This window comes from Frankia canadensis (assembly GCF_900197875.1).
In the GTDB taxonomy this organism is placed as follows: domain Bacteria; phylum Actinomycetota; class Actinomycetes; order Frankiales; family Frankiaceae; genus Frankia; species Frankia canadensis.
Map to the genome: position 1 here is coordinate 20,057 of NZ_FZMO01000301.1, position 21,861 is coordinate 41,917.

General features: G+C 66.5%; 24 protein-coding genes and 1 tRNA gene. 9 read left to right on the forward strand and 16 right to left on the reverse strand.

Annotation, left to right across the window (positions count from 1 at the left end; translation table 11 throughout):
• Positions 1 to 2: 2 nt before the first annotated feature.
• The 10 genes from C1A33_RS21275 to C1A33_RS21315 form a co-directional block, all read right to left on the reverse strand.
• Complete coding sequence (locus C1A33_RS21275; protein ID WP_101833171.1) at positions 3 to 737, reverse strand: LOG family protein; 735 nt, start codon at positions 735 to 737, stop codon at positions 3 to 5.
• Between the two features lie 52 nt (positions 738 to 789).
• Entirely contained in the window at positions 790 to 1,812 is a 1,023-nt protein-coding gene (locus C1A33_RS21280) for a carbon-nitrogen hydrolase family protein (protein ID WP_101833172.1), read from the reverse strand.
• 16 nt (positions 1,813 to 1,828) lie between these two features.
• On the reverse strand, positions 1,829 to 2,842 hold the full coding sequence (locus C1A33_RS34295; RefSeq protein ID WP_133150767.1) for an SIS domain-containing protein: 1,014 nt from the start codon (positions 2,840 to 2,842) through the stop codon (positions 1,829 to 1,831).
• 56 nt (positions 2,843 to 2,898) lie between these two features.
• Positions 2,899 to 4,395, reverse strand: coding sequence for a nicotinate phosphoribosyltransferase (locus C1A33_RS21290; RefSeq protein WP_101833174.1), 1,497 nt, complete (start codon positions 4,393 to 4,395; stop codon positions 2,899 to 2,901).
• Positions 4,396 to 4,448: 53 nt separating this feature from the next.
• Positions 4,449 to 5,909, reverse strand: coding sequence for an ammonium transporter family protein (locus tag C1A33_RS21295; RefSeq protein WP_101833175.1), 1,461 nt, complete (start codon positions 5,907 to 5,909; stop codon positions 4,449 to 4,451).
• 349 nt (positions 5,910 to 6,258) lie between these two features.
• Positions 6,259 to 6,429 carry a nicotinamide phosphoribosyltransferase domain-containing protein gene (locus C1A33_RS35890; protein WP_207770417.1) on the reverse strand — a complete coding sequence of 57 codons (171 nt, stop codon included), beginning with the start codon at positions 6,427 to 6,429 and terminating at the stop codon, positions 6,259 to 6,261.
• Between the two features lie 365 nt (positions 6,430 to 6,794).
• Positions 6,795 to 7,412 carry an NAD(P)H-dependent oxidoreductase gene (locus C1A33_RS21300; protein ID WP_101833176.1) on the reverse strand — a complete coding sequence of 206 codons (618 nt, stop codon included), beginning with the start codon at positions 7,410 to 7,412 and terminating at the stop codon, positions 6,795 to 6,797.
• Positions 7,400 to 7,915 (reverse strand): GNAT family N-acetyltransferase, encoded by a 516-nt coding sequence (locus C1A33_RS21305; protein WP_207770418.1) that lies wholly within the window; start codon positions 7,913 to 7,915, stop codon positions 7,400 to 7,402. Before C1A33_RS21305 ends, C1A33_RS21300 begins: the two co-directional genes overlap by 13 nt.
• A gap of 82 nt (positions 7,916 to 7,997) precedes the next feature.
• The gene (locus C1A33_RS21310; RefSeq protein WP_101833177.1) at positions 7,998 to 8,969 is read right to left on the reverse strand and encodes a ribose-phosphate diphosphokinase; all 972 of its coding nucleotides are present in this window, start codon (positions 8,967 to 8,969) and stop codon (positions 7,998 to 8,000) included.
• Between the two features lie 37 nt (positions 8,970 to 9,006).
• Positions 9,007 to 9,924 (reverse strand): pseudouridine-5'-phosphate glycosidase, encoded by a 918-nt coding sequence (locus C1A33_RS21315; RefSeq protein WP_101833178.1) that lies wholly within the window; start codon positions 9,922 to 9,924, stop codon positions 9,007 to 9,009.
• A 178-nt stretch (positions 9,925 to 10,102) separates the two neighbouring features.
• Here C1A33_RS21315 and C1A33_RS21320 point away from each other — a divergent pair, with 178 nt between their 5' ends.
• From C1A33_RS21320 to C1A33_RS35125, 9 genes are all read left to right on the forward strand, one after another.
• On the forward strand, positions 10,103 to 11,572 hold the full coding sequence (locus C1A33_RS21320; protein WP_207770419.1) for an aldehyde dehydrogenase family protein: 1,470 nt from the start codon (positions 10,103 to 10,105) through the stop codon (positions 11,570 to 11,572).
• Positions 11,573 to 11,578: 6 nt separating this feature from the next.
• Entirely contained in the window at positions 11,579 to 12,061 is a 483-nt protein-coding gene (locus tag C1A33_RS21325) for a cupin domain-containing protein (protein ID WP_207770420.1), read from the forward strand.
• The gene (locus C1A33_RS21330) at positions 12,058 to 12,648 is read left to right on the forward strand and encodes a pyridoxamine 5'-phosphate oxidase family protein (protein WP_101833179.1); all 591 of its coding nucleotides are present in this window, start codon (positions 12,058 to 12,060) and stop codon (positions 12,646 to 12,648) included. The genes C1A33_RS21325 and C1A33_RS21330 overlap by 4 nt, the downstream gene beginning before the upstream one ends.
• Positions 12,649 to 12,828: 180 nt before the next feature.
• On the forward strand, positions 12,829 to 13,875 hold the full coding sequence (locus tag C1A33_RS21335) for a LacI family DNA-binding transcriptional regulator (protein WP_101833180.1): 1,047 nt from the start codon (positions 12,829 to 12,831) through the stop codon (positions 13,873 to 13,875).
• A gap of 67 nt (positions 13,876 to 13,942) precedes the next feature.
• Positions 13,943 to 14,254 carry a hypothetical protein gene (locus C1A33_RS21340; protein WP_101833181.1) on the forward strand — a complete coding sequence of 104 codons (312 nt, stop codon included), beginning with the start codon at positions 13,943 to 13,945 and terminating at the stop codon, positions 14,252 to 14,254.
• A 215-nt stretch (positions 14,255 to 14,469) separates the two neighbouring features.
• Positions 14,470 to 14,682, forward strand: coding sequence for a hypothetical protein (locus C1A33_RS21345; RefSeq protein ID WP_101833182.1), 213 nt, complete (start codon positions 14,470 to 14,472; stop codon positions 14,680 to 14,682).
• A gap of 114 nt (positions 14,683 to 14,796) precedes the next feature.
• Complete coding sequence (locus tag C1A33_RS21350; protein WP_041938635.1) at positions 14,797 to 15,003, forward strand: type II toxin-antitoxin system HicB family antitoxin; 207 nt, start codon at positions 14,797 to 14,799, stop codon at positions 15,001 to 15,003.
• Positions 15,003 to 15,227, forward strand: a complete 225-nt coding sequence (locus tag C1A33_RS21355) for a type II toxin-antitoxin system HicA family toxin (RefSeq protein ID WP_101833183.1) — start codon at positions 15,003 to 15,005, stop codon at positions 15,225 to 15,227. The genes C1A33_RS21350 and C1A33_RS21355 overlap by 1 nt, the downstream gene beginning before the upstream one ends.
• Before the next feature lie 93 nt (positions 15,228 to 15,320).
• Positions 15,321 to 15,395: transfer RNA gene (locus tag C1A33_RS35125), tRNA-Ser, on the forward strand.
• 787 nt (positions 15,396 to 16,182) lie between these two features.
• Here the strand turns inward: C1A33_RS35125 and C1A33_RS21360 are convergent.
• The 6 genes from C1A33_RS21360 to C1A33_RS21385 all read right to left on the reverse strand — a co-directional run bounded on the left by C1A33_RS21360 (position 16,183) and on the right by C1A33_RS21385 (position 21,566).
• Complete coding sequence (locus C1A33_RS21360; RefSeq protein WP_101833184.1) at positions 16,183 to 17,067, reverse strand: metallophosphoesterase family protein; 885 nt, start codon at positions 17,065 to 17,067, stop codon at positions 16,183 to 16,185.
• A gap of 589 nt (positions 17,068 to 17,656) precedes the next feature.
• Complete coding sequence (locus tag C1A33_RS21365) at positions 17,657 to 18,919, reverse strand: cytochrome P450 family protein (RefSeq protein WP_101833185.1); 1,263 nt, start codon at positions 18,917 to 18,919, stop codon at positions 17,657 to 17,659.
• The gene (locus C1A33_RS21370) at positions 18,912 to 20,171 is read right to left on the reverse strand and encodes a cytochrome P450 (protein ID WP_101833186.1); all 1,260 of its coding nucleotides are present in this window, start codon (positions 20,169 to 20,171) and stop codon (positions 18,912 to 18,914) included. The genes C1A33_RS21365 and C1A33_RS21370 overlap by 8 nt, the downstream gene beginning before the upstream one ends.
• Positions 20,168 to 20,797 carry a GTP-binding protein gene (locus tag C1A33_RS21375; protein ID WP_101833187.1) on the reverse strand — a complete coding sequence of 210 codons (630 nt, stop codon included), beginning with the start codon at positions 20,795 to 20,797 and terminating at the stop codon, positions 20,168 to 20,170. Before C1A33_RS21375 ends, C1A33_RS21370 begins: the two co-directional genes overlap by 4 nt.
• On the reverse strand, positions 20,778 to 21,131 hold the full coding sequence (locus C1A33_RS21380) for a DUF742 domain-containing protein (RefSeq protein ID WP_101833188.1): 354 nt from the start codon (positions 21,129 to 21,131) through the stop codon (positions 20,778 to 20,780). Before C1A33_RS21380 ends, C1A33_RS21375 begins: the two co-directional genes overlap by 20 nt.
• A gap of 3 nt (positions 21,132 to 21,134) precedes the next feature.
• Positions 21,135 to 21,566: a roadblock/LC7 domain-containing protein gene (locus tag C1A33_RS21385; protein ID WP_101833189.1), complete on the reverse strand. Its 432-nt coding sequence runs from the start codon at positions 21,564 to 21,566 to the stop codon at positions 21,135 to 21,137.
• Between the last annotated feature and the right edge of the window lie 295 nt (positions 21,567 to 21,861).

Genomic DNA, 21,861 nt, shown 5'->3' on the forward strand with positions numbered 1-21,861 from the left:
GTTCACAGGGAGGAGGCAGACTGAGCGTCGGCCATGATCTGGACAGCGACGCCGACGTCGTCGGTCAGGGTCATGAGATTGACGTCGGTAAGGGCGATGTTCCCGTCCGCCGCCACGCGCTCGTGTAGCCAGTCGAACAATCCAGCCCAATAGGCGACACCCATCAGAACGACAGGAGAAGCGGAGACCTTTCCCGTCTGAACCAGCGTGAGGGCCTCAAACAGCTCGTCGAGCGTTCCATACCCGCCGGGCAGAACCACGAAGCCCTGGGAGTACTTCACGAACATCGTCTTTCGGACAAAGAAGTATCGGAAGTTGATGCCTAGATTCACGAAGTCGTTGAGACCTGTCTCCTGCGGCAGCTCGACGTCAAGTCCCACGCTCACGCCGCCGGCTTTGAATGCGCCCTTGTTGGCAGCTTCCATGATGCCGGGACCGCCACCAGTGATGACGGCGAATCCCGCGTTCACCAAACCCGTCGCCACGCTCTGGCCGAGTTGAAAGTACGGGTCGTCTGGATCTGTGCGAGCCGACCCGAAGACCGAGATGGCTGGACCGAGCTCTGCCAAAGCTCCGAACCCGTCGACGAACTCTGCCTGAATACGCAGAACGCGCCAGGGATCGGTGTGGATCCAGGCACCATTGTTGTGGTCGGAGTCGAGAAGCTCCTGATCTTCGGTAACAGCTGGTCGGCGCTTCGACCGTCCGCCTGCCACCGAGCGTCGAGCCCTGGTCATGCGATCCTCCGAATCTTGACTTCCCGCCGCGCTTTCCTCGTGTGGCTGACGGCTAGTCGATACGCGTGCAGGGATCCAGGTCGCTGGCGGCAAAGCCCCTTCTTGTGGGGACTCCAGGGCTGGTTTTGGGCGCAGCTTCGTCCAGCGGGTGCACGCCAGCCACGACGGGATCGTAGGACTCTGTTGACACGCTCAACGTGAAGAGATCGCCTCGCGAGTAGTGGCCGACCACATCGAAGTCGAGCTGGCTACGAGGGATCTCGTCCAGATCCAGCGTTGCGGTGAGCACCGCTTCACCGGAGCGTTCAGGACCGGCAAGAACCTGGCCGAACGGATCCACGATCATGCTGCCCCCGGTGGAGAGGATCTCGCCTGGTGGCACGTCGAGCGGATAGTCCTCCGGATAGTCGCTTCTCCTGCTGAACTGGTTGGAGCTCAAGACGAAGCAGCGCCCTTCCAGCGCGATGTGTCTCATCGTGGCTTCCCAACCGTCTCGGTCGTCTGCCGTTGGGGCGCACCAGATACGCACTCCCTGGCTGTACATGTAAGTGCGCAGCAAGGGCATGTAGTTCTCCCAGCAGATCGCAACTCCGACCTGGCCGTGTCGCGTCGGCACGACTGGGGGACGCGACAGGTCGCCCTGGCCCCACACGACACGCTCGGCCGCCGTGGGAAGTAGCTTCCGTCGCCAGCCGATCAACCCGTCGCCTGGATCGATGACGAGAGCGGTGCAGTAGAGGGTCCCTCCCGAACGTTCAATCACTCCGATGGCCAACGTCATGTCGGTGTCGCGCGAGATGCGTTCCAATTCGGCGACTTGAGGGCCGTCCAGCTCGATGGCTGCCTGGTGGTACCTGCGGTACCACTCGCGACCCTCCGCGCTTCGGCGACCGACTGTGGCACCAAAGGTCATTTCCCGCGGGTATCCGCCCAGGAAGGCCTCAGGGAAGAGTGTGAACCTCGATCCATCGTCGGCTGCCTGGACCGCAAGTCGCCGCGCCCTCTCGAGCGAGGCGTTGGCATCGAAGGGCACTCCGGCAGACTGAACTACGGCGACAGTGAGTGCACTCTTCACGCCGGCACCTCCGCTATCACAGGCGGATGCCGGTCATGACACTGCGCCAGGGTTCGCGCCCGCCATGCATCGTGTCCGGATCGGTGCCACGCTTCCTCGCAAGCTCAGCTGTGAGGCGCTGCAGTGGGAGAATGCTCGACATCGGCTGAAGAAGTGGATGTGGGGTGACGAAGCCGAGTCCACTCGCGTCGCTGTCCCGCATCACTCTGATGGTGATCATGCCCAAATCGTCCAGAACTTGGCCGAGCCTGCTCATCCGCCCGCGGTCGTCGTGGGCAGGATCGATGAGGATCCCGGCGATCCCGCGGTGATAGCTCGCGGGCGTGCCGTGCAGAGCGAACTCCGGAGACATGCCTTCGGTCCACATCCAAGCGCCCTCCTTAATCTTCAGGGCGGCCTCCTGCGCGGTGGCGAAGTCGAGCCCGAACCCGACAATGAGCAGCGCCTCAAGATTCGAGATGCGGGCCGCTACGGCTGCGGGATCTCCCATGCTCAAGGTCTTCTCGAGGGCTGCGGGCAAGTCAACGAGTGCGCTGGCGAACTGGCCCTGAGTGGTTGAGTCAAGGGAAGCAGCGAGCTTTGCCAGAATCGCCAACGACGTGAGATACGACACGGTGAAAGTGCCGGCGGTCTCGTCCGGGCATGCGCGGACCGTGGTGTCGGCTGCCTGCTCGGGAGCCGCCTCCCCGACTACTGCCAGGGTCGCTGCGCCTGCACCCCGCGCTCGGGCGAGCGAAGCGTGCGGGAATGTCTTGGTTCCACGGTGACTAATGACGATGGTCTGCTCATTCGGCAGAATCGTCGACCACGTCCCATAGTCATGAGCATCCACGGCACGGCTTCGCACGGCGCCGTTGCTCAATGTCGTAACCCAGTCCGATGCAATGCGAGCCGCGTGGAGGGAAGTGCCCACGCCAACGAAGCTCACCGGGCGGTCAGGGTCCAGTCTCGGTACGTTGACGTCTGCGATCGTCTTGCCGACGACACTTGGGATCGACGCAATTTGCGAATCCAGATTGTAGCTAATCATTACACTCCTCCTGTGCGCGAACTGAAAATGGTCTCCCGTTGGGAAGGGCTGGTCGGCTATGCGTTCACTCCACTCGCGGCGGAGTTCACCTCGCCATTGGTCACGGAATCCACCTCGCGGGCAGCCCTGATCTCGGCGACCGCGTCGAGGTAATACGACTCGGGCACTTCCTTCTCGCTGTTTGCAATCAGCTCGTCGAACTCCCACATCTTCAGCAGTTTTCCGTTGCGGAAGACTGGCTGAAGAAGATTTTCCTCCGGCGCTACGGACTCGCGCCGTACCGTCTTGAAGTCCTCGCCATCCGTCACCAGTGCGAGGCGGCCGGCTTTCGAGTGCTTGACACCGTCGCCGGAAGGCGCCTTGGACACGTCGCGCCACTCTCCGTTGACACAGATGGCGTTCACCTTCATTCCGAACGCCATCGTGTCCCTGTTCACCTGCTGGAGCAGGCCGCCACCCATTCCATACACAGCGTTGTCGATCGCCAGTCCACGCCGCTCGAGTTCCATGAGGATTCGCGGGAACGAATGCCTGGTGACGCCATCGCCCTGAACGACCTTGACGAAGCTCGGAAGGACCTTGAAGCCCTTGGAGTTGACGGTGTACCCGAAGGACTCCATCAGCCACTCTGCCGTGTCGGCCGTGACTTGAACGGGGTCGCCCGAGTCGGGTCGGATACCGACAAGTCCTGGGAAGTTCTGGACTATCTCCTTGAGCTCTCCGCCGATGATGTTCTTGACTGCATTCTCGTGGTCGTAAGTGTCTGTCAGAACGATTGCGACCCCGACGTGTCGGTAGGTTTCCAGCATATTTCGGATGGCGTCGGCCTCGTTTTCTCGGCCCCAGGACGACAGAACGGCATGCTCCGTGTTGGGCCCAGAGCTCGACGTGTAGGCGGCGTTGTAGTACCGCTTGGCCGCCACGATGCCGGCGATCGTGTCTGACTGGCTGAACGACACGAGACTCGCGAGACCGCCGAGCGCTGCGGACTCCAGCGAGCTGACGCCACGAGCGCCGTAGTCGTGGAGGACCCTCCGGATCAGCCCCTCAGAGTCGGAGGTGGCCTCTGCGACATCTCTGATCTGCTGCTTGGCGCGCCAGGCGATCGTGCCGACGGTCATCGGATACCAGATGGCCCGAATCAGTGCCGTCTCGATGAACGTGGTCACCCAGTGGTACTTGGGGTCGGTGTTCACCAGCTGCACGAGCACGTTGCGGATCGGCAGAACGGTGCCCTCCGAGACAGCTTCGATCTCCACGGGAAGGTATCCGTCGTGGTCTCGTAGGATGCCCATCCAGATGTCTCGGTTGAAGTGCATCCCTTGTTCGCGGGCGATCAGCTCGGCCTCGTTGATGTGCTCGAGGGTGACCGGCTTGGTCAGGTACTCGCGGAGGAATGCCTGCAGGCCCACGAACATTCCCGCGGGAATCTCACCGCCGCGCGCCTCGATGTAGCTGGACACGTACTCGGTGCCCTGCGGGTAGAGGGCGTAGTGACAGTTCTTGTAGCTGTCGGTGTTGGTGATGATGTTGTTGAAATCGAACTGGCTCATCAGTACTCCTGGTAACGCTATTTGAACGATCAGTAAGTTGTCGCAGTCCCGCTTTACCGTGGGCCGGGCTCGCCGAGCAGCAACTTCGATGCGCCGTTCTCGGCCGCCAAGGGGGTCCCCACTGGCGGCCCCACCTCCGCGACTCCGTCGTCCTTGAATCGGTCCAACGCGCTCCATTTCCAGTAGAAGCGGTCAAGGCCGACGAGCTCAGCCTCTTCCGAAACTCGGAGTCCGGTCGTCCGCTCGAGAATAAAGCACAGGATCAGCGCTGCAACGAGTGAGATGCCAACGGTGACGAGCACACCGATCAACTGCCAGAGGAAGGTGATGTGGGCGTGCTGGAAGGCGTACTTGCCGGTGGTGATACCGAAGAATCCGCCGGTCTTGGTGCCTGAGGCAACGATGCCGGGGATGAGGGCGGCGTAGATTCCGGTACCGAGCGTCAAAGGGATCACCTTCGACTCGTCGATTCCGATGCGATCGAGCAACCGGGAAGTGCCCAGACCGATGAACGGTGCGGGCAGTGCGACCAGCAGCATGATCCAAGGCTTGGTCACGTCGAAGAGTGCCGTGCCCGAGATGTAGCCGACGATGGGTCCGGCGAGGATCCAGAAGGAATTCCGTTGCCGGTAGGAAATGATCATTCCCCCGATCAGGCCGCCGCCCATGCCGCAGATGATGTTGATGAACGCAAGGCCGATCCCGCTGTGGGTCATCGAGATGCCGTAGTACCCCTTGCCCGACACCATGTAGCCACAGCCCAGCACGATGAACGGGATGCAGACGAGCAGCACGAGGATGCCCTTGGCCACTGACGGCATGTCCGACGCCTTGGGACCGCTCGTCCGCGAGTCCGGACGCCACTTGCTGCCCAGGCGCGGTCCCAGGCGCCAAGCAAGGACGAGGGCGGTGCAGCCCGCCCAGATGTAGAGACCGAACAGACCGCTGTAGTCGTGCAAACCGTGGTTGGTCAGTGGGCTCGTTGAACCCCACGTCAAGTACAAGATGAACGGAATCACCAAGCCGCCGCTCACCGCGCCGATCACGTACATCGCCGATGACTTGATGCGTTCAGTCCCGGCCCCATGCAGCAGGGCAACGGCGAACGCCACGTAGGTCACGAAGAACAGCAGGAACACTTGGTAGACGTCGACGCTGTCCTGCCGGGTCGGATTGATCTCGTCGGCGAAGTGGGTGACGAACGTTCCACCCAGCCACCAGTCCCTCACCGCGTGCCGAAACGAGCTACCGCCCGGCACGATCTGGTAGTACTGCCAGATCCAGATCGCGTAGCCGATGACCATGAACGCCATACCCGAAACCAGTGCCGCTGTGATCTTGGTGACCCATTGGTCGAGATGGTTCTTTCTGCGGGCCAGGCCACTGTCGATCAATCCGATTCCGAGAATGCCGGCGAGCAGCGCAAGAGTAGCCAAGGAGAAGAACACATCTTGCAGGAAGACGTCTGTGGAGACCTGTTCCTTAAAGGTGGATTCGGACAGATATATGTGCATTCGATGAATCCTCTCGTCTCGGCATTCAGTTGAGCGATAAAGCCTGCTGTCGCTATTGCGGGGATCGACACACAGTCTTGGAAGAATTTCGAGGGCTAAGCCCAGGTCTCAAGCGGAGAAACAAGTCGAAGATGGTCGTTCCCGGGGGGCGATCGCGACCATCTGGTTCTTGGGCTGCAATGACCGCCAGGGTCTGACGGCCTCGGCATCCACGGCGCGCAGCTGAGTCGCGAGTGAGGTCCGTCGTGGTCGCGCAGCACGCCGAGCCAGATGTCCCGGTTGAAGTGCATGCCCTGCTCGCGCGCGATCGCCTCGGCCTCGTTGATGTGCTCCAGCGTCAGCGGCTCGGTCAGGTACGGATGAAGGCCTGAGGCCCGACGAACATGCTGACCGGCATCTCGACACCTCGAGCCTCGATGTAGGCCGAGACGTACTCAGTACCGGACGGGTACATCGGGTAGTGGGAGTTCTTGTAGCTGTCGGTGTCGGTGATGATGTTGTGGAAGTCGAACCTTGTCACTCTCGAACCTCCCTCCTGGAGAACCGCTCAGGAGTAGAAACGTTTTCACTATCGGGTGAAGCGCAGTACACACCGGCTGGGTTACGCGCAGCGCCGCAACGTGTAAACGGCGTGTTATGTTACGTCGACGCGGCCGGGCGAGTGCGCAGCGCGATCGCAGCCTTGTTCGTGGTCGTAGAGGATGCGTGAAGTCCGCTCGGCAGAAGGGATTCCAGGTCGCCTGTCGACCGGAACCCTATCGACGGCAACCGGGAACGCCCCGTGCAAGGACCGATGTCGCCGCGGCTCGACGTGCTCGCAGGGCGCAGAGTTGAACGGATTCTAGTCTGCCGCTCCTGCTCAGCCCCGCCATCGACCTTCGCCGGTCAGTCCGCGGTAGCGGAGGTGGTCGCGGCTCGCCCGGCCGCGAAGGCGAGCCCGGCACGCCGGGCGAGCTGAAGCCCCGCTGCGCGCTGGGTCTGGTTGCCGTCTCCTTCGACGTCGTAGATGAAGAGGCTCTCGACGTCGACGAGGCCGCAGTAGTTGAAGATGCCCATCTCGATTTGGGTCCGCATGGCGCCGTGATAGCCGCGGTTGTCGTAGCGGCGCTGGGTGGAGCCGGCAACGGCCAGCAGCAAGGTGGGCACCGCTGGCAGGACGCTGCCGGCCTCGTCCTGGCGGCGATGAGCCCAGCCGCCGGTGAAGACCCGGTCGATCCAGCCCTTCATCAGCGCCGGCATCGACCACCAGTACACGGGGAAGATCAGGGCGAGACGATCGGCCGCCTCGACCCGGAGCTGCATCTCGGCGACGTCGGGGGGCACCTGCGCGCCCCAGAAGTGCGCGTGGTCGGCCTCGGTGAAACGCGGATCGAAGCCCTCGCCGTGCAGGTCGACCAGATCGATTGTGTGACCGGACTCCCGGAACGGCTCGTGGAAACTGTCCATCACCGCGCCGGTGTAACTCTCGCGGATCGGATGGGCGAACACTGTCAGGAGATGCATGGCCGCGTCTTCGGCCCGATCGCCTTGGCGGCCGGTGGGGCGAGCGGGACGTGCACGCGATAGCGCACGAAGTCGTCGGCAGGGACGAACTCGTCGTACAGCCGGCGCGCCGGGTTGTCCGACCGGGTGTGCCAGTACAGGGAGGACCATCCGCTCCGAGCGGTCAGGTCGAGCAGATCGACGATCAGGCTCCGCCCGATGCCGGTGCCGCGCGACCCGGGATCGACGAAGAGATCCTCCAGATAGCAGGCCCGGCTTGTCGCCCAGCTCGTGGCGTGGGTGACGCTCACGCTGAAGCCGACGGCCTCGGACCCCCTGACCGCCATCCTGCCCAGCAGCTCACCCTGCGGGTCCAGGATTCGCTGCCAGGTCATCGCGGTGGTCTCCGTGGGGATATCCACCTCGTAGAAGCGGTTGTAGCCCTCCCAGAGGCGGCGCCATTCGGCTTCGTCGCGAGCCTGTGCGGCACGGATCACCGCGCCGCCCTCCTGGTTTGCCTCCACCTCAGATCCTTCCCTTCTCGCAGAGCCGAGACCCGTCCCTCTCCCGCACAAGAGTGACACCCAACGGGCGGCGACGGGTCGCTCAGCGCGAGCCGTCGAACAGCGACGTGACGGATCCGTCCTCGAAGACGGCACGGACCGCTTCGCCGAGGAGCGGGGCGATCGTCAGGACCGTGAGCTTGTCCATCGAGATCTCGAGCGCCGAGGGCAGCGTGTTCGTGACGATCACCTCGGTCGCGGGACAATTCTTCAGCCGGTCCACCGCCGGGTCGGATAGAACGGCGTGCGTGGCGGCGATGACCACAGCTGCGGCCCCATCCTCGGCCAGCGCCTCAGCCGCCTTCACGATGGTGCCACCGGTGTCGATGATGTCGTCGGTCAGGACGCACACCCGATCCCGGACATCGCCGACCACACGGTTGGCGACCACCTCGTTCGGTCTGTCGGTACGCCGGGTCTTGTGGATGAAGGCCAGCGGCGCATCCCCCAGCCGCGCCGCCCACCGCTCCGCCACCTTGATCCGGCCGGCATCCGGCGAGACCATGGTCAGCGCAGTTGAGTCATAGTGGTCCTTGACGTAGTCAGCCAGCACCGGCATGGCGAGGAGATGATCCATAGGCCCGTCGAAGAAGCCCTGGAGCTGGTCGGCATGCAGATCGACGGTGATGATCCGGTCAGCGCCCGCCGCCTTGAACATCGAGGCGATCAACCGGGCGGAGATCGGCTCGCGGCCGCGGTGCTTCTTGTCCTGGCGGCTGTATCCGTAGTAGGGCATCACTGCCGTGATGCGCTTGGCGCTCGCGCGCTTCAACGCGTCGATCATGATCAGCTGCTCCATGATCCAGTCGTTGATCGGCGCCGCGTGAGACTGGAAGACGAACGCGTCGCACCCTCGCACCGACTCCTCGTAGCGCACGTAGAGCTCGGAGTTCGCGAACTCGTAGGCCGATGTCGGCACGATGGTGGTGCCCAGGTACTGCGCGACCTCCTGCGCTAGCGTGGGATGCCCGCGGCCGGTGAACAGCAGCAGGTTCTTCTCCGAGGCTCTCTTCATACCGGTCACGCTCGCCTCCTCGCCCCGGGCCGGCCGGTCATCGGGGAGTCCGGGAAGCGAGCTGCGCGTACGCGCTGGCGACCTGGCCCGCGAGGTCGGCGGTGCCCAGGATCAACTGCTTGGTGGCCTCCTTGGTCCGGCCCCCGCTCGCCCGGTTCAGCTCGCCGAGAACGAACGCTGTGATCGCCGGGCCGGTCACTCCTTCCGCCTCGGCGTGTCGCACGCTTTGGGTGATGAGGTCCTGGACGTCGGCGAGCTCGTTGCGGGGAGGCTGACCCAACAGCACCCCACCGTTGCGCCCCAGTGTGTGCCAGTGGTGCCACGCGATGCGGGCCACCTCCGAAACCTCGTCCACGCGCGCCGAGATCCGCGGCCCCCCGTGACCTGTGAAGTACAGCGGGAGTGTGTCGGTGTGCCACCCGAGCGTCGGGACTGCCAGGCTCTCGAGGACCTCCGCGGTGGCCTCGACGTCGAGGAACGACTTCACCCCGCTGGTCACCACCAGCACAGGGGCCGACGCCAGCTCGCTGAGGTCGGCGGAGACGTCCGGCCGCTCGGCGTACCCGCGATGTACGCCGCCGAGCCCGCTGGCCGCGGCGAACCGGATGCCGACCACCTTGGCGATGGCCAGCGTGGCTCCAATCGTGGTCATGCCGAAGCCGCCGTCGACCAGGCACGCAGCCAGGTCGCGCGCGCCGACCTTCCGCGCCCGTTCGCCGGCCTCGGAGAACTCCTTGTGGTCTACGTCCTCCAGGCCGACGAGGATCTCACCGCCGGCGATGCCGAGCGTCGCCGGGACCGCACCGCGACGACGGACCAGGTCCTCGGACTGCCGCACCAGCTCCCAACCGGCCGGCCCTGGGTAGGCGGGGAAGACCGCCGACTCCAGTGCAACCACGGGTCGATCGTTGGCGAGCGCCTCTTGGACCTCGCGGCTGCACCTGATCGTCTGCAATTTGCATGTCCTCCCTGAGAGTGTGGCCGAACCAGTGTAGCATAATCCTTTCTACATCTGGTCGCCTCGTTTGCGATCTCGGTCTGAATGTCCGTCGTTCCAAGGCGGTTCTGCCGAGCAGCGTCGTTCGTGATACGTTTCTACCTCCCGAACATCAGCCTGGAACGGAGTCCTCCCCATGCAGCCAGACACCACTGCAATCGCCCTCCCTCCCGTGGTGATCGAGCACGCCCAGCACCTGTTCATCGACGGCCAGTGGGTCGACCCGGGCGGCACCACGCTGCTCGAGGTGGTCAATCCCGCGACCGAGGACGCCGTCACCTCCATCGGGCTCGGCACCGCTGCGGACGTCGACGCCGCTGTCGCGGCGGCTCGGCGGGCCTTCGAGAGCTTCTCCCAGACCAGTGTCGGGGAGCGGATCGCGCTGCTGGAGAGCATCATTGCCCGCTACGAGCAGCGAATCGAGGAGATCGCCGCCGCGGTGACCCTGGAGATGGGCGCGCCGATCTCGGTGGCTCGGGCACGTCAGGCACCCGCTGGGCTGGGCCACTTCAAGGCGACCCTGGCGGCGTTGAAGGATTTCGCGTTCGAGGAGACCCTCGACCGCACCACCCTGCGCTACGAGCCGATCGGCGTCGCTGGCCTGATCACTCCGTGGAACTGGCCGCTCAACCAGACTGCGCTCAAGGTCGCACCGGCGCTCGCGGTCGGCTGCACGGTCATTCTCAAGCCCTCGGAGGTCGCCCCGCTGAGCTCGGTGGTCTTCGCCTCGGTCCTGGAGGAGGCGGGCGTCCCCGCCGGTGTCTTCAACATGGTCCAGGGCGAGGGGCCTGTCGTCGGCGCGGCGCTGGCCGAGCACCCCGACATCGACATCATCTCGTTCACCGGCTCCAACCGCGCCGGCGCCGACATCGCACGGCGCGCCGCCGACACCTTCAAGCGAGTCGCGCAGGAGATGGGCGGAAAGTCGGCCAACATCGTCCTCGACGACGCCGACCTCGAGACCGTGCTGCTGCGCGACGTCGCGAAGATGTACGTCAACTCCGGTCAGTCCTGCAACGCCGGCACCCGGATCCTCGTGCCGCGCGACCGCATGGAGGAGGCTGCGGCGATCGCGAAGCGCTACGTCGACGACCTAGTGGTCGGGCCGCCCGAGGACGAGGCGACCAATCTCGGCCCGCTGGTCTCCCAGGCACAGTTCGACAAGGTTCAGTCGCTGATCAAGTCGGGCATCGACGAGGGTGCCACTCTGGTCACCGGCGGCCTCGGTCGCCCGGAGGGGCTTGAGACGGGCTACTACGCCAAGCCGACCATCTTCGCCGACGCCACGAACAAGATGCAGATCGCGCGGGAGGAGATCTTCGGGCCGGTGTTGACCATCATCGGCTACGAGGACGAGGACGAGGCCGTGGCCATCGCCAACGACAGCGACTACGGCCTCGCTGGCATGGTCTCCTCGGCAGATCACGAGCGCGCCCGCAAGATCGCGCGCCGGATGCGGACCGGGATGGTGCACATCAACGGCGCCTCGGCGAGTCCGGCCGCTCCGTTCGGCGGATACAAGAAGTCGGGCAACGGCCGGGAGGCCGGAGCGCACGGCATGCGCGAGTTCCTCGAGGTGAAGTCGCTGTTCGGAGACGTGAGCTGAGCAGCGATGTCCAGAGGAGATGACGGCTACGACCCGTTCGCGCCGGGCTCCCGACGCTATCCACGGGTCATCGATCAGGCCGAGATCGACAGCCTCCCGGTGCTGAAGTACAGCTCGGGAATTGAGAGCGCGATCTTCATCAGCCGCGAGCGCGACGACGCGCGCTACTTCCGGCAGGGTGTCTGCACGATCGAGCCCGACGCCGAGCCGTACGAGTGGTTCGCGTCGACGTTCGATGAATCACAGTACTGCACCGAGGGCGTCATCCGCGTCGAGGCCAGCGACGCCGACGGGCGCCTAGTGATTCTCGAGGCCGGGCCCGGCGAGCACCTCTTCCTGCCTGCCGGATACCAGTACCGCTGGGTGCCGACCGGACGTCGGACCACGATGCTGTGGACGAGCGGCCCCTCTGCGCCCGTCGGCCTGAGCGCACGCGAGTACGGCGCCCAGCTGGTCGCCTCCCGAGGGACGGGTGGCGGCGCAGAATGACACTCGACCGGATTCGGTCCACAGGCTTCGGACCTGCCAAGCAGTGGGCGTTCCTCGCGCGGGCCCGGACCATGCGGGTCGCCTCGCTCAACGCCGACGGCTCCATCCACCTGACGCCAGTGTGGTTCGTGACAATCGGCGAGCGGCTCTTCATCGTCGACGACGCGACGCCGCACCGCGACAACTTTGAAGCTGGTCGCGCCTTCTCGGCCGTCGTGGACGAGGGCGATGACTACCGCTCGCTCCACGGGCTGAGGATCCAGGGAGAGGTCAGGCCCGTGGCCGAGAGCGAGCTTGTGGAGAGGATCCCGCAGCTGGTGCTCGAGAAGTACTTCTACGTCGGCCATCCGCATCTCGAGGCCTACGTCGAGTTCGGGCAGTGGGCTGGCCGGCGTAACTTCGAGATCGTACCGACCATCGTGACCGGGTGGGACGCGCGGGAGGAGACCCATCCGCAGGGTCGGGAGCGGCGCCGATTCCCCAGGCCCCTCAGCGACCGTCTTCACCTGCCCATCGGGCCGACGAGCAACGGCGGCGTGCCCCACGACGCGTCCCCTGGCTCCGCGCCGGTGTCGTCATCGATGTGAGCTCCTGAGCGCAGGCCCGGCTGCTGGAGCGATCGACCGCACCGCGCGGCCCACCCGTCCTCAATGTCCCCGATCGACGTGTGTGCTCCGCTAGCCTGGGTGAGTCGGAACATCAGCGGTGACAGGTCCGGTAGCGATGAGGTCAATGTGAATATGAGCTCGCCTCCTCGACGACCAACGATGAAGGACGTCGCGCAGCATGCCAACGTCTCGCTGAGCACGGTCAGTTACGTCCTGAACGACAGTGGCCCGGTGGGCAAGGCACGACGAGCACGGGTGCTGGACGCGGTGCGCGTGTTGGGCTACACCCCGAACGAGTCGGCACGCAGGCTCCGCACCAAGAGCGCGGCAACCATCGGCCTGATCGTTCCCGACCTCAGCAACCAGTTCTTCGCACTGGTCGCCGAGGGGGTCGAGTCGGCCGCGGCGAGCCGGGACGCGTTGGTGGTCCTCTGCGCACCCGAGGCGATTGACCGGACCACCGAGTACTACGTGCGGCTGCTGCGGAGCCAGTCGCTGGACGGACTGGTCTACCTGCCGGGCGGCGATGGCATGACACTGAACTTGGCGCTGGCACTCGCGGAGGCCGGCCCGGTGGTGATGGTCGACGAGCGCATCCGGGGGTTCGACGTCCCCAGTGTGGTCGCCGACAGTCGCAGCGGCGCACGGCAGATCGCCGAGCACGTCCTCTCACAGGGCCACCGCCGGATCGCCATCGTCGGCGGGCCGGAGGCGCTGTGGACCTCCGAGCAGCGCCTGGCCGGCTACCGCGAGGCGTTGGCCGGCTTCAGGATCCCGCCGAAGGACGTCCCCCACTTCGTCGGCGACCACCGTGAGGAGTCTGGCACCCGTGCGGCCGCCCAACTGCTCGCGGAGTCCGGCGCCGACCGTCCAACGGCGCTACTGTGCGTCAACGACCTCATGGCGATGGGCGTCTACCGCTACTGCCGCGAGGCCGGCTTGCGCATTCCGGAGGATGTCAGCGTGGCCGGGTTCGACGACATCACCGTCGCCGGGCTCCTCTCCCCGGGGCTCACGACCGTCCGCCAGCCGGCGCGGGAGATGGGGTTCCAGGCCGCGAATCTACTCTTCGACGTCATCGACGGCCGCGAGGCCACCGACGACGAGATGGTCCTCACCCTGCCCACCGAACTGATACGCCGCGGATCTGTCTCACCACCGCACCCAGATGACGACGAGGCACCGGTGCAGGGCATCGGAGCCTGAGCCGAGCTTCCGCGGGCCGGCCGCATCCACGCAGTCACCGCCGCTCGAGGGCCGAAAACCAGGGGCGGTGTGTGTCGTAGGGTGCGACTACTGTTCGCGAAAGGACCACGGCGGACCTGCGGGGGGAGACCACCACCTGGTCGGTCCGCTGACCGACGAATTCGGATCCGACGACCTCGTGCGCCTGGAGTTCCTCGTCGACTCCAGCGCCCACGACGAGCGCTTCGCGACCCAGGTGGCGCTCGACGAAACCTGGGTCGCCTGCTCGCTGCCGCCCGCCGACCTCACCGTGCGGCGCTCACTGCTCTATCGCAACCGCAAGCCCCACAACCGCTCCGTAGCCAACCTGCACCCGCTGGGGTGTCTCACACGAGTCTGACAGGGAGGGACCAGCAGGGCTTCGGCGTGTTTGAGGATTGACCGGTTCACCCGGCCTGTCGGATCGGCGCTGATCGTGAGGGTTGCCGGTCGGGACACCGTGCGGGACGCGTGTCGCTGGCAAAGGGGCACTTCACGTGCTCAATCCGGCCGGCCATCCAGGAATGTGGATCGATCCGGCTTCGGCGCCGGTCGCTCTCGGTCATCCCATGGTTCATGGCGTCGTATGAGGACCGGGTGCGCAACCGGCAGCTCGCGGTGACCGCGTCCGGCGGCCAGGTCGTCGAGGAACTGCCTGGGCTGGGTGACGCCCTCGGCATGCGGCCAGTCGGAACCGAGCAGGATCCGTTCGACCGGACAATCCAGGCAATCCGCTGGTGGGGATGCTGGGTGAGGTCGGTGGTGGACGACTTGTCGCGGATATCCTGATCATCATCATGACGGACTCCATGGTTGGGGGAACGTCGACGTGTCCGCCACGGCCGCCCGGTGGAGCACGCGGAGGCCCCGAACCATGCGGGCTGGCGGCGTACAGTCGGCGGCATGAAGCGGATGGTCCAGATCCCGTACGAGCTGGAGCAGACCGAGGACGGCACCTGGGCGGCCCATGCGTCGTTCCCCAGCGGTGGTGCGCACGGGCTCGGTGACACCCCCGAGGACGCTGTTGCGGATCTTTACGAGGCCGTCAGTCTGGTCATCGAGGAGTTCGGCGTTCCACCGGTCCTGACGATCGTGCAGGACGTCGCCTGATGCCACCACTTCCCGTCCTGCCCGGCGGGGAGGTCGTCAAGGTCCTCGAGAAGCTCGGCTTCGAGGTGATCCGCATCAAGGGCAGTCACCACATGATGAGGAACGCCGAGGGTCGCTTCACAGTCGTACCAGTTCATCCGGGCCGCGACCTCCCGGTCGGGACACTGCGTCGGATCATTCGTGACATGGGGCTGTCGGTCGAGGAGTTCGTCGCCATGCTTTGATCTGCGGCCCGTTGGCCGGAGGTGTAGCAGCGGGTGTAGCAACGTTGGCGATCAAGTGGGTACTTCGGCGGCGCTCCACGGACGAAAACACACGGGCACGGACGCTGGAAATACGGTCAGTTCGGCCTGAAAAGCGGAAGGTCGGCGGTTCGACCCCGCCCCTGCCCACCCTTTTGACCTGCGGAAATAGCAGGATTTGTCGATCACCGGTTGATCGTTATATGGCAACGAGTGTGGCAACGGCGTCACACGATCTCGGTGACGGCCTGTCTCGGACTCCTGTTGACCTGCGAGAACGGTGGAGTTGACCTCCGCTTTCCGGGTGGGAGGTCACGAGGCCTGTGCTCACGGACGTTGCCACAGGGTACGGGCCTCGTATGGCAACGGAGCTCGGCCGGCCTGGTCGCGTCGGCGTCATGACCTGCAACGATGATCAAGATCGAGACTGGTAGACCGTCCGCTTTTGCGGCGGACGGTCCGTTGCCGGCGGCGCGGAACGTGGCGGGTAACAGGTGCGACGAACCGGGCGGCAAAAGGCCGGCGATGGCTATGGGGAGCACGTAGCTCGCGGCCAGCGGGCCGAGCGTAGGCGTGACGCCGGTGGCGACGGCAAGGTCAGACCCCGAGTGGGCCTCCACCGAGCCTGATGGAGCAGGTCTTGCTCACGCGCCTTCTTGTCAATCCGGCGCCGGCGGCCGAGCCGGGCGGGGGAGAACACGTCGGGGACACGCGCGTCGGGAATCGGCGTGCTCACGGAGCTCTCCTTCGTCGCGGAGATCGCGCAAGACGAGAACTCGTTTCAATCCGGGCTGGTCCCGCTGTCAACATCGCGCTGCCGGTCCACTCGCGCAGGCCCTGGCGCTGGCTCCTGCCGACACCACGGTCGGGTGGCCCGCGGCGAGGACGCCCCGAAGGCCAGGCCGGTCGGAGCCGTCGTACCGACGGCGAAGGTCGATCAGCGGGTGCCGGCGGCGACGAGGTCTGCGAGGTCGAGCGCGTCTCCCTTCACCTCGGCCAGCCACTCGTCGCGGATGTAGGCGAAGTCGCCGGTCTCGGTGTCGAACAGACCAATGCTGCCGGCCGTCACCCGTTGTTCGGGGTTGATCGGTTCCGGATCCCACCGGGTGGCCTTGGGCCGCACCAGCTGGTCGAGCGCGTAGGAGGTCGTCCGGCCGTAGCGGCGCGGGCCGTTGGCGTGGTGATAATGGCCGCCGACATGCAGCCGCGGCTGCAGGTGCTCGATGAGCCGGGAAAGCTTCGGCGAGCCCTGCACGCTCCCGCGCCGGTCGCGTGACATCCCGTGCGGGCCGTCGTGGGTGACCAGGACGTCCACGCTGCCTGAGCGAGCGTCCATCAGCCGGGTGCAGGCGCCGTCGTCCAGATCCACCTCCCCGGCGGACTCGATCAGCCCGAGGAACGCCACCCGCGCTCCGGCGACCGTCACCACGTTCCCGCAGGCCACATGGTGGTAGGCGGCAAGCGGGTCCACCGGCACGACCGCGGCGCCCGCCGCGGCCTCGTGCAGCGAGGCCAACCAGTCGTGGTCCTCGTGGTTGCCGCTGACGAACAGCACCGAGGGGATCCGTTCGAGCGCGAGGCGCACGCCTTCGGCGAACGACGGCGACGGATCCAGCAGTCGGAGGAAGTCGCCCTGGGCGGGATGGTCCCGCCCGAAACGGCGGCTGGACTCGTCGAGCCGTTCCGCCGACGAATAGGCGCCCAGATCCCCGACCTGGATCACGGCGTCGAGCCGGATTCCGCGACGTTCTTGGAGAAGTACCGCCGCACCCAACACATGCAGCACACAACCGTGGACGTCACCCACGAAAGCGATGTTCATCGCCTGCCGACCTTCCGCAAAGAGCCATTTGGACATGGCTCGACACCGGTCGGGCGGCGCAACGATGTGGTGTCAACCACCGGCCATTAAGCGATGACGCATAAGCGACGACGCAGATCCCATGACGCAGGACCGGTGACTCACATCCCAGCGCTCCACCGCCATCTCGACGACCGAGCCGGATCAAGCATCACAGCCGTCCGCGGAACCGTCAACAAGTCGTCGTCCAAGCGACCGTCCACAGCAAACCGCCCGACGAGTCCAGGAACACCCCGGCCTCGGCGATCGAGCTCCAGCCCGCCCGGCGACGGCCGCCGACCTGGGTAGCGGCGCGCAGTGGGCCCGACGCGTCGGGCCGTGGGCCGGGGCTGCGCCCGGCACCCCGGCCGTGGCGATCCGCGGACACCCCGCCGGGTGAAGTGAGTGGCCGGCGGGTCAGGACACACGCGGTTTCGAGCTCTTTGTCGTCGCCGCGCGGCGCCTGCACGAACGGGTCCGTGGGGTCGCGTCCTGGGCCGGGCGGCGGATGTTGGTCTGGCGCCGGTCCAGGACGCGATCTTCCGAGTATCGCTCGGAGCCCGAGCCCCGCTCAGATAGCGGAGGGCGGGGTCGCGGCGGCCTGGCCGAGCTGGACCGGCAGCACGGCGGCACTGTTGGAGAAGAACGACGGAACCGGCGGCAGGGTCGCGGGGTCGGCCGCCAGGCGCAGGTCCGGGTACCGGGCGAACAGGGCGGGCAGGGCGATACCCGCCTCCAGGCGCGCCAGGTGGGCTCCCAGGCACACGTGCGGCCCGCCGCCGAAGGACAGATGCCGTTGGGGGGAGCGGGTGACGTCGAACCGGTCGGCGTCGGGGCCGTACTGGCGGGGGTCCCGCCCGACACCGCTGTACGCGGCGAGAATCGCGTCGCCCTTCGCGATCGTGACGCCCGCGATCGTGACATCCTCGAGCGGATAGCGGGCGGGGAAATTCCCGATCGGCGCGTCCCAGCGCAACACCTCCTCGACCACACCGGACCAGGTCGTGGCGTCACCGGCGACGGCGATGGCCTTCTGATCGGGATGTGTGAGCAGGGCGCGTACGCCGTTGGTGATGAGGCTCAGCGTGGTCTCGTGACCGGCGGTGAGCAGCAGCCAGATGGTGTCAATGAGCTCCTCGGTGCTCAGCGCCGCCTCGTCCTCCTCGCGCAGCGTGATCAACGCGCTGGTGAGGTCCTCCCCGGGCTCGTCGCGACGCAGCCGCACCAGCTCGGCGAGCAGGGCCAGGCGCTGCCGCTCGGTGGCCACCGCCTCCTCGCTGCTGGTGTCCGTGCGGAAGATGCTGTCGACAAGCCGGCGCAGCTCGGAGCGCCACTCCCGCGGGACGCCCAACAGCTCGCAGATCACCTGCATCGGCACCGGGTAGGCGTACTGCGACCGCAGATCCACCGACCCGTCGGGGCCGGCCTGGGCGGGGAGCTCGGTCAGCAGCTCGGCGACGATCTGGTTGATACGCGGACGGAGCTGTTCCACCCGGCCGCGCGTGAACACCCGGGTCACCGGCCGCCGCAGGCGGGAGTGCGCGGCGGCGTCGCTGGTCACCATGTTGGTCACCTTGATCATGCCGACCAGCGGCCAGTCGTCGGTGATCGTCCCGTCCTGGATGGCGCTCCAGTTCCGCCAGTTCTTGCTCACCCGCTCGTCCGCCACCAGCTCGGCGAGCAGGGCGTGGTCGGTGACCACCCACACCCGGATGCCGCCGGGCAGCTCAGCCTGCGCCACCGGACCTGCCTCCCGCAGCCGGCGCTGTTCGCCGTGGTGATCGGCGCCGAAGGGGTCCAGGGGTACCAGCGGGACGGTGGTCGGGTCAGCCATGCGAGACCTCCTGCTCAACGATGGGCACGTCGGATGCGACGAAACGCACGGGAAGGCTCGCCGGGCAGCGGGTCCACGGCGAGGGCAACAGCTCGATCTCCTCCGGACGAATGGCCAGGGTGAGGTCGTGCAGTTCTGTCAAGGCGGTCGTGACGGCTGTGCGGGTGATCAGACGGCTGGGATCCAGGGCCGGGCAGGTGTGCGGGCCGGCGGAGAACGCCAGGTGCGAACGGTTGCCGGTCTCCAGCCAGGGGTCGTCGGTGTGCATGCGCGCGTCGGCGTTGGCCGCGCCCAGGCCGAGGATCAGGGCGTCGCCCGCGCGGATGGGCTGCCCGGCGAGCTCGGTGTCGGCGAGCGCGTACCGGGCGGGCATGTTGGCCATGGGGGGATCGCGGAACAGCACCTCGTCGAGCGCGTCGTCCACGCCCAGGCGGCCGCCGTGCAGGCGCCCGGCGAACCGAGGATCGGTGAGCATCAGCCGGATGGTCTGCGCGATCCACGAGGTCGTCGTCTCGTAGCCGGCCGAGATCATCAGAACGATGGACTGCACGACCTCGTCGCTGTCGTGCAGGTTCGGGTGCGTCAGGAAGGCGGTGGTGAGGTCCTTGGCCGGGCTGGCCGCGTGCGACTGCATGACCTCGGTCAGGATGCGTTCGAAGGTGCGGTTGCCCTCCTGCGAGTCCTCGCCGCTGCCGAACAGGGCGATCAGGCCGGCCCGCAGCTGATGGCCGTGCTCGGTGGAGATTCCGAACAGGCTGGAGACCGCGAGCATGGGAATGACCGATGCGTACTCGGTGACCAGGTCGGCCTCGCCGCGTTCCGCGAACCCGCGGATCAGGTCCCGGCAGGTCGCCTGCAGCGAGCGCACGAGGGCGTGCTGGTCAATGCCCGCGATGCCCTCGTCGAGCGGGGCCCGCAGCCGGCGGTGCCGTACTCCGTCCGCGAAGTAGGCGTTGTCCCGCGGGAACATCATCGGGCCCAGTCCGGAGTCCTGGCGAACGACGCCGTCAGACAGCAGCCGCCAGTGCAGGGGATTGCGGGCGAACAGGCGCTCGTTGCGCACCACGTGAAGAATCTCGGGATAGCCCATGACCAGCCAGGCCGGTACACCGGGTTCGAGCTCCACCGGCGCGACCTGCCCCCACCGCTCCCGCAGCACCCGGTAGGCGGCCTGGGGGTCGACGCAGGTGGTGGTCTCCGACAGCGGAGTCAGACCCGTGAAGTCGGACAGCGAATGGCGGGTGGAAATCATCGCTGCGCCCCTGCCAGCCGGGCGGATCCCATCGCGTGCTCGACCAGAGTGATCAGGGCCTGGATCGAGGACTCCTTGTCCAGGGCCCGGCAGGACGTCATCGGCGTATCGGTGGGCAGATCCAGCGCGACGACGACCTGGTCCAGCGGGATATCCGGCGTATCGGGGAACACATTCACCGCCACGGCGAAGGGCGTGTCGCTCAGTTCCATCTGGTCGAAGACCTCGAAGCTCTCCTCCAGCCTGCGCGTGTCGACCAGGACCAGGGCGCCGATCGCGCCCTCGGCCAGCCCGGCCCAGTGGTCCCAGAATCGTCGTTGCCCCGGAGTGCCGTAGAGATACAGCACGATGTCGCCCCCGAGGGTGATCCGACCGAAGTCCAGGGCGACCGTCGTCGACGTCTTGCGCTCGACGCCCATCAGCGAGTCGACCCCCAGGCTTTGCCGGGTCATCTGTTCCTCGGTACGCAGCGGTACGATCTCGCTCACCGAGTCGATCAACGAGGTCTTGCCGACGCCGAACGGGCCCGAGACCAGAATCTTGACCGATTGGCGCACGGTCGGCGAGACGTATCGGTCCGCCTCGTCACGATCGGCCCCGCGGTGATCAGAGACTACGGAGGCCATGCAGGACCCTTTCGAGAAGCTCGTGGTTCGGGGTATCCGGATCGGCCCCCACCGTGCGCACGGCGAGATGGCCGGTGTCGACCAGGTCCGAGACCATGACCGCCGCGACGCTCACCGGAATCTTCAGATGGGCGGCGGCCTCGGCCAGCGACAGCATTCCTCGGCACAGCTGCACCAGGGACCGATGCTGACGCGTGGCCGAGGGCGGCAGGCTGGCGTCCGCGTTCGCCACCAGCAGGGTCTCCGGCCGGACCGTGTTGCGGCTGGGGCGCGCCTGGCCACCAGTCAGCACATACGGTCGAATCGGGCCGAGATAGTCCGTGGGGTCGACCACGGCTCAGTGCGGGCGCTCGGCGGAGCTCAACGACTTCTCGCCGATCTTGCGTACCGTCGTGGTCATCTGGTGGGCGACGAGCGCCGGGTCGATCACGGCCTCGGTGATCACACCCAGGTAGGTGCGTTCGCCGGCGCCGCGGAACATCAGCTTGGCGCCGTTGAGCTCGTACACCACGTGGCTGGGAATGCCACCCGCACCGTGTTCCGCGGCGACCGCCCTGCCCAGCGACGCCATGGCCGAGCACGCGGCGGCGAGCTTCTCAGCGCCGTCGCGGTCCATGCTGCTGGAGACGGCGGTCACGAAGCCATCGGTGGTGAAGACGAACGCGTGCCGTACGCCTTGCGTCGTCTCGATGTCCTCCACCATCCAGCGGTTGGCGTCGATCCCACGCCAGTGGTCGGTGTGGAGCGTGCCGGTGGCATCGCCGGTCATTCCGTGTCCTCTGCGGGAGTGAGTGGGGCCGGGGGCGGGGTGCGGTCGCCCGTGTCAGAGACGTCGCCAGCGCAAGCGGCGTCCGGTGCGGCGCTCAGAATCGCCGCGAGGAACGCTCCGGCCTCGTCGGCTGACGGCGGCGGCGCGGGCGGGCTCCCGGATGGCAAGGCGGGCGGCGGAGCCTTCTCGGCGAGCGCGGCCTTGCGGGGCGATCGGCGTTGCGGGAGCACCGGTTTCGACGGGCGACCCTCCGCCGCGACCGAGACGGGGTCGCCAGCGGAGGCCGAAGCCGGGG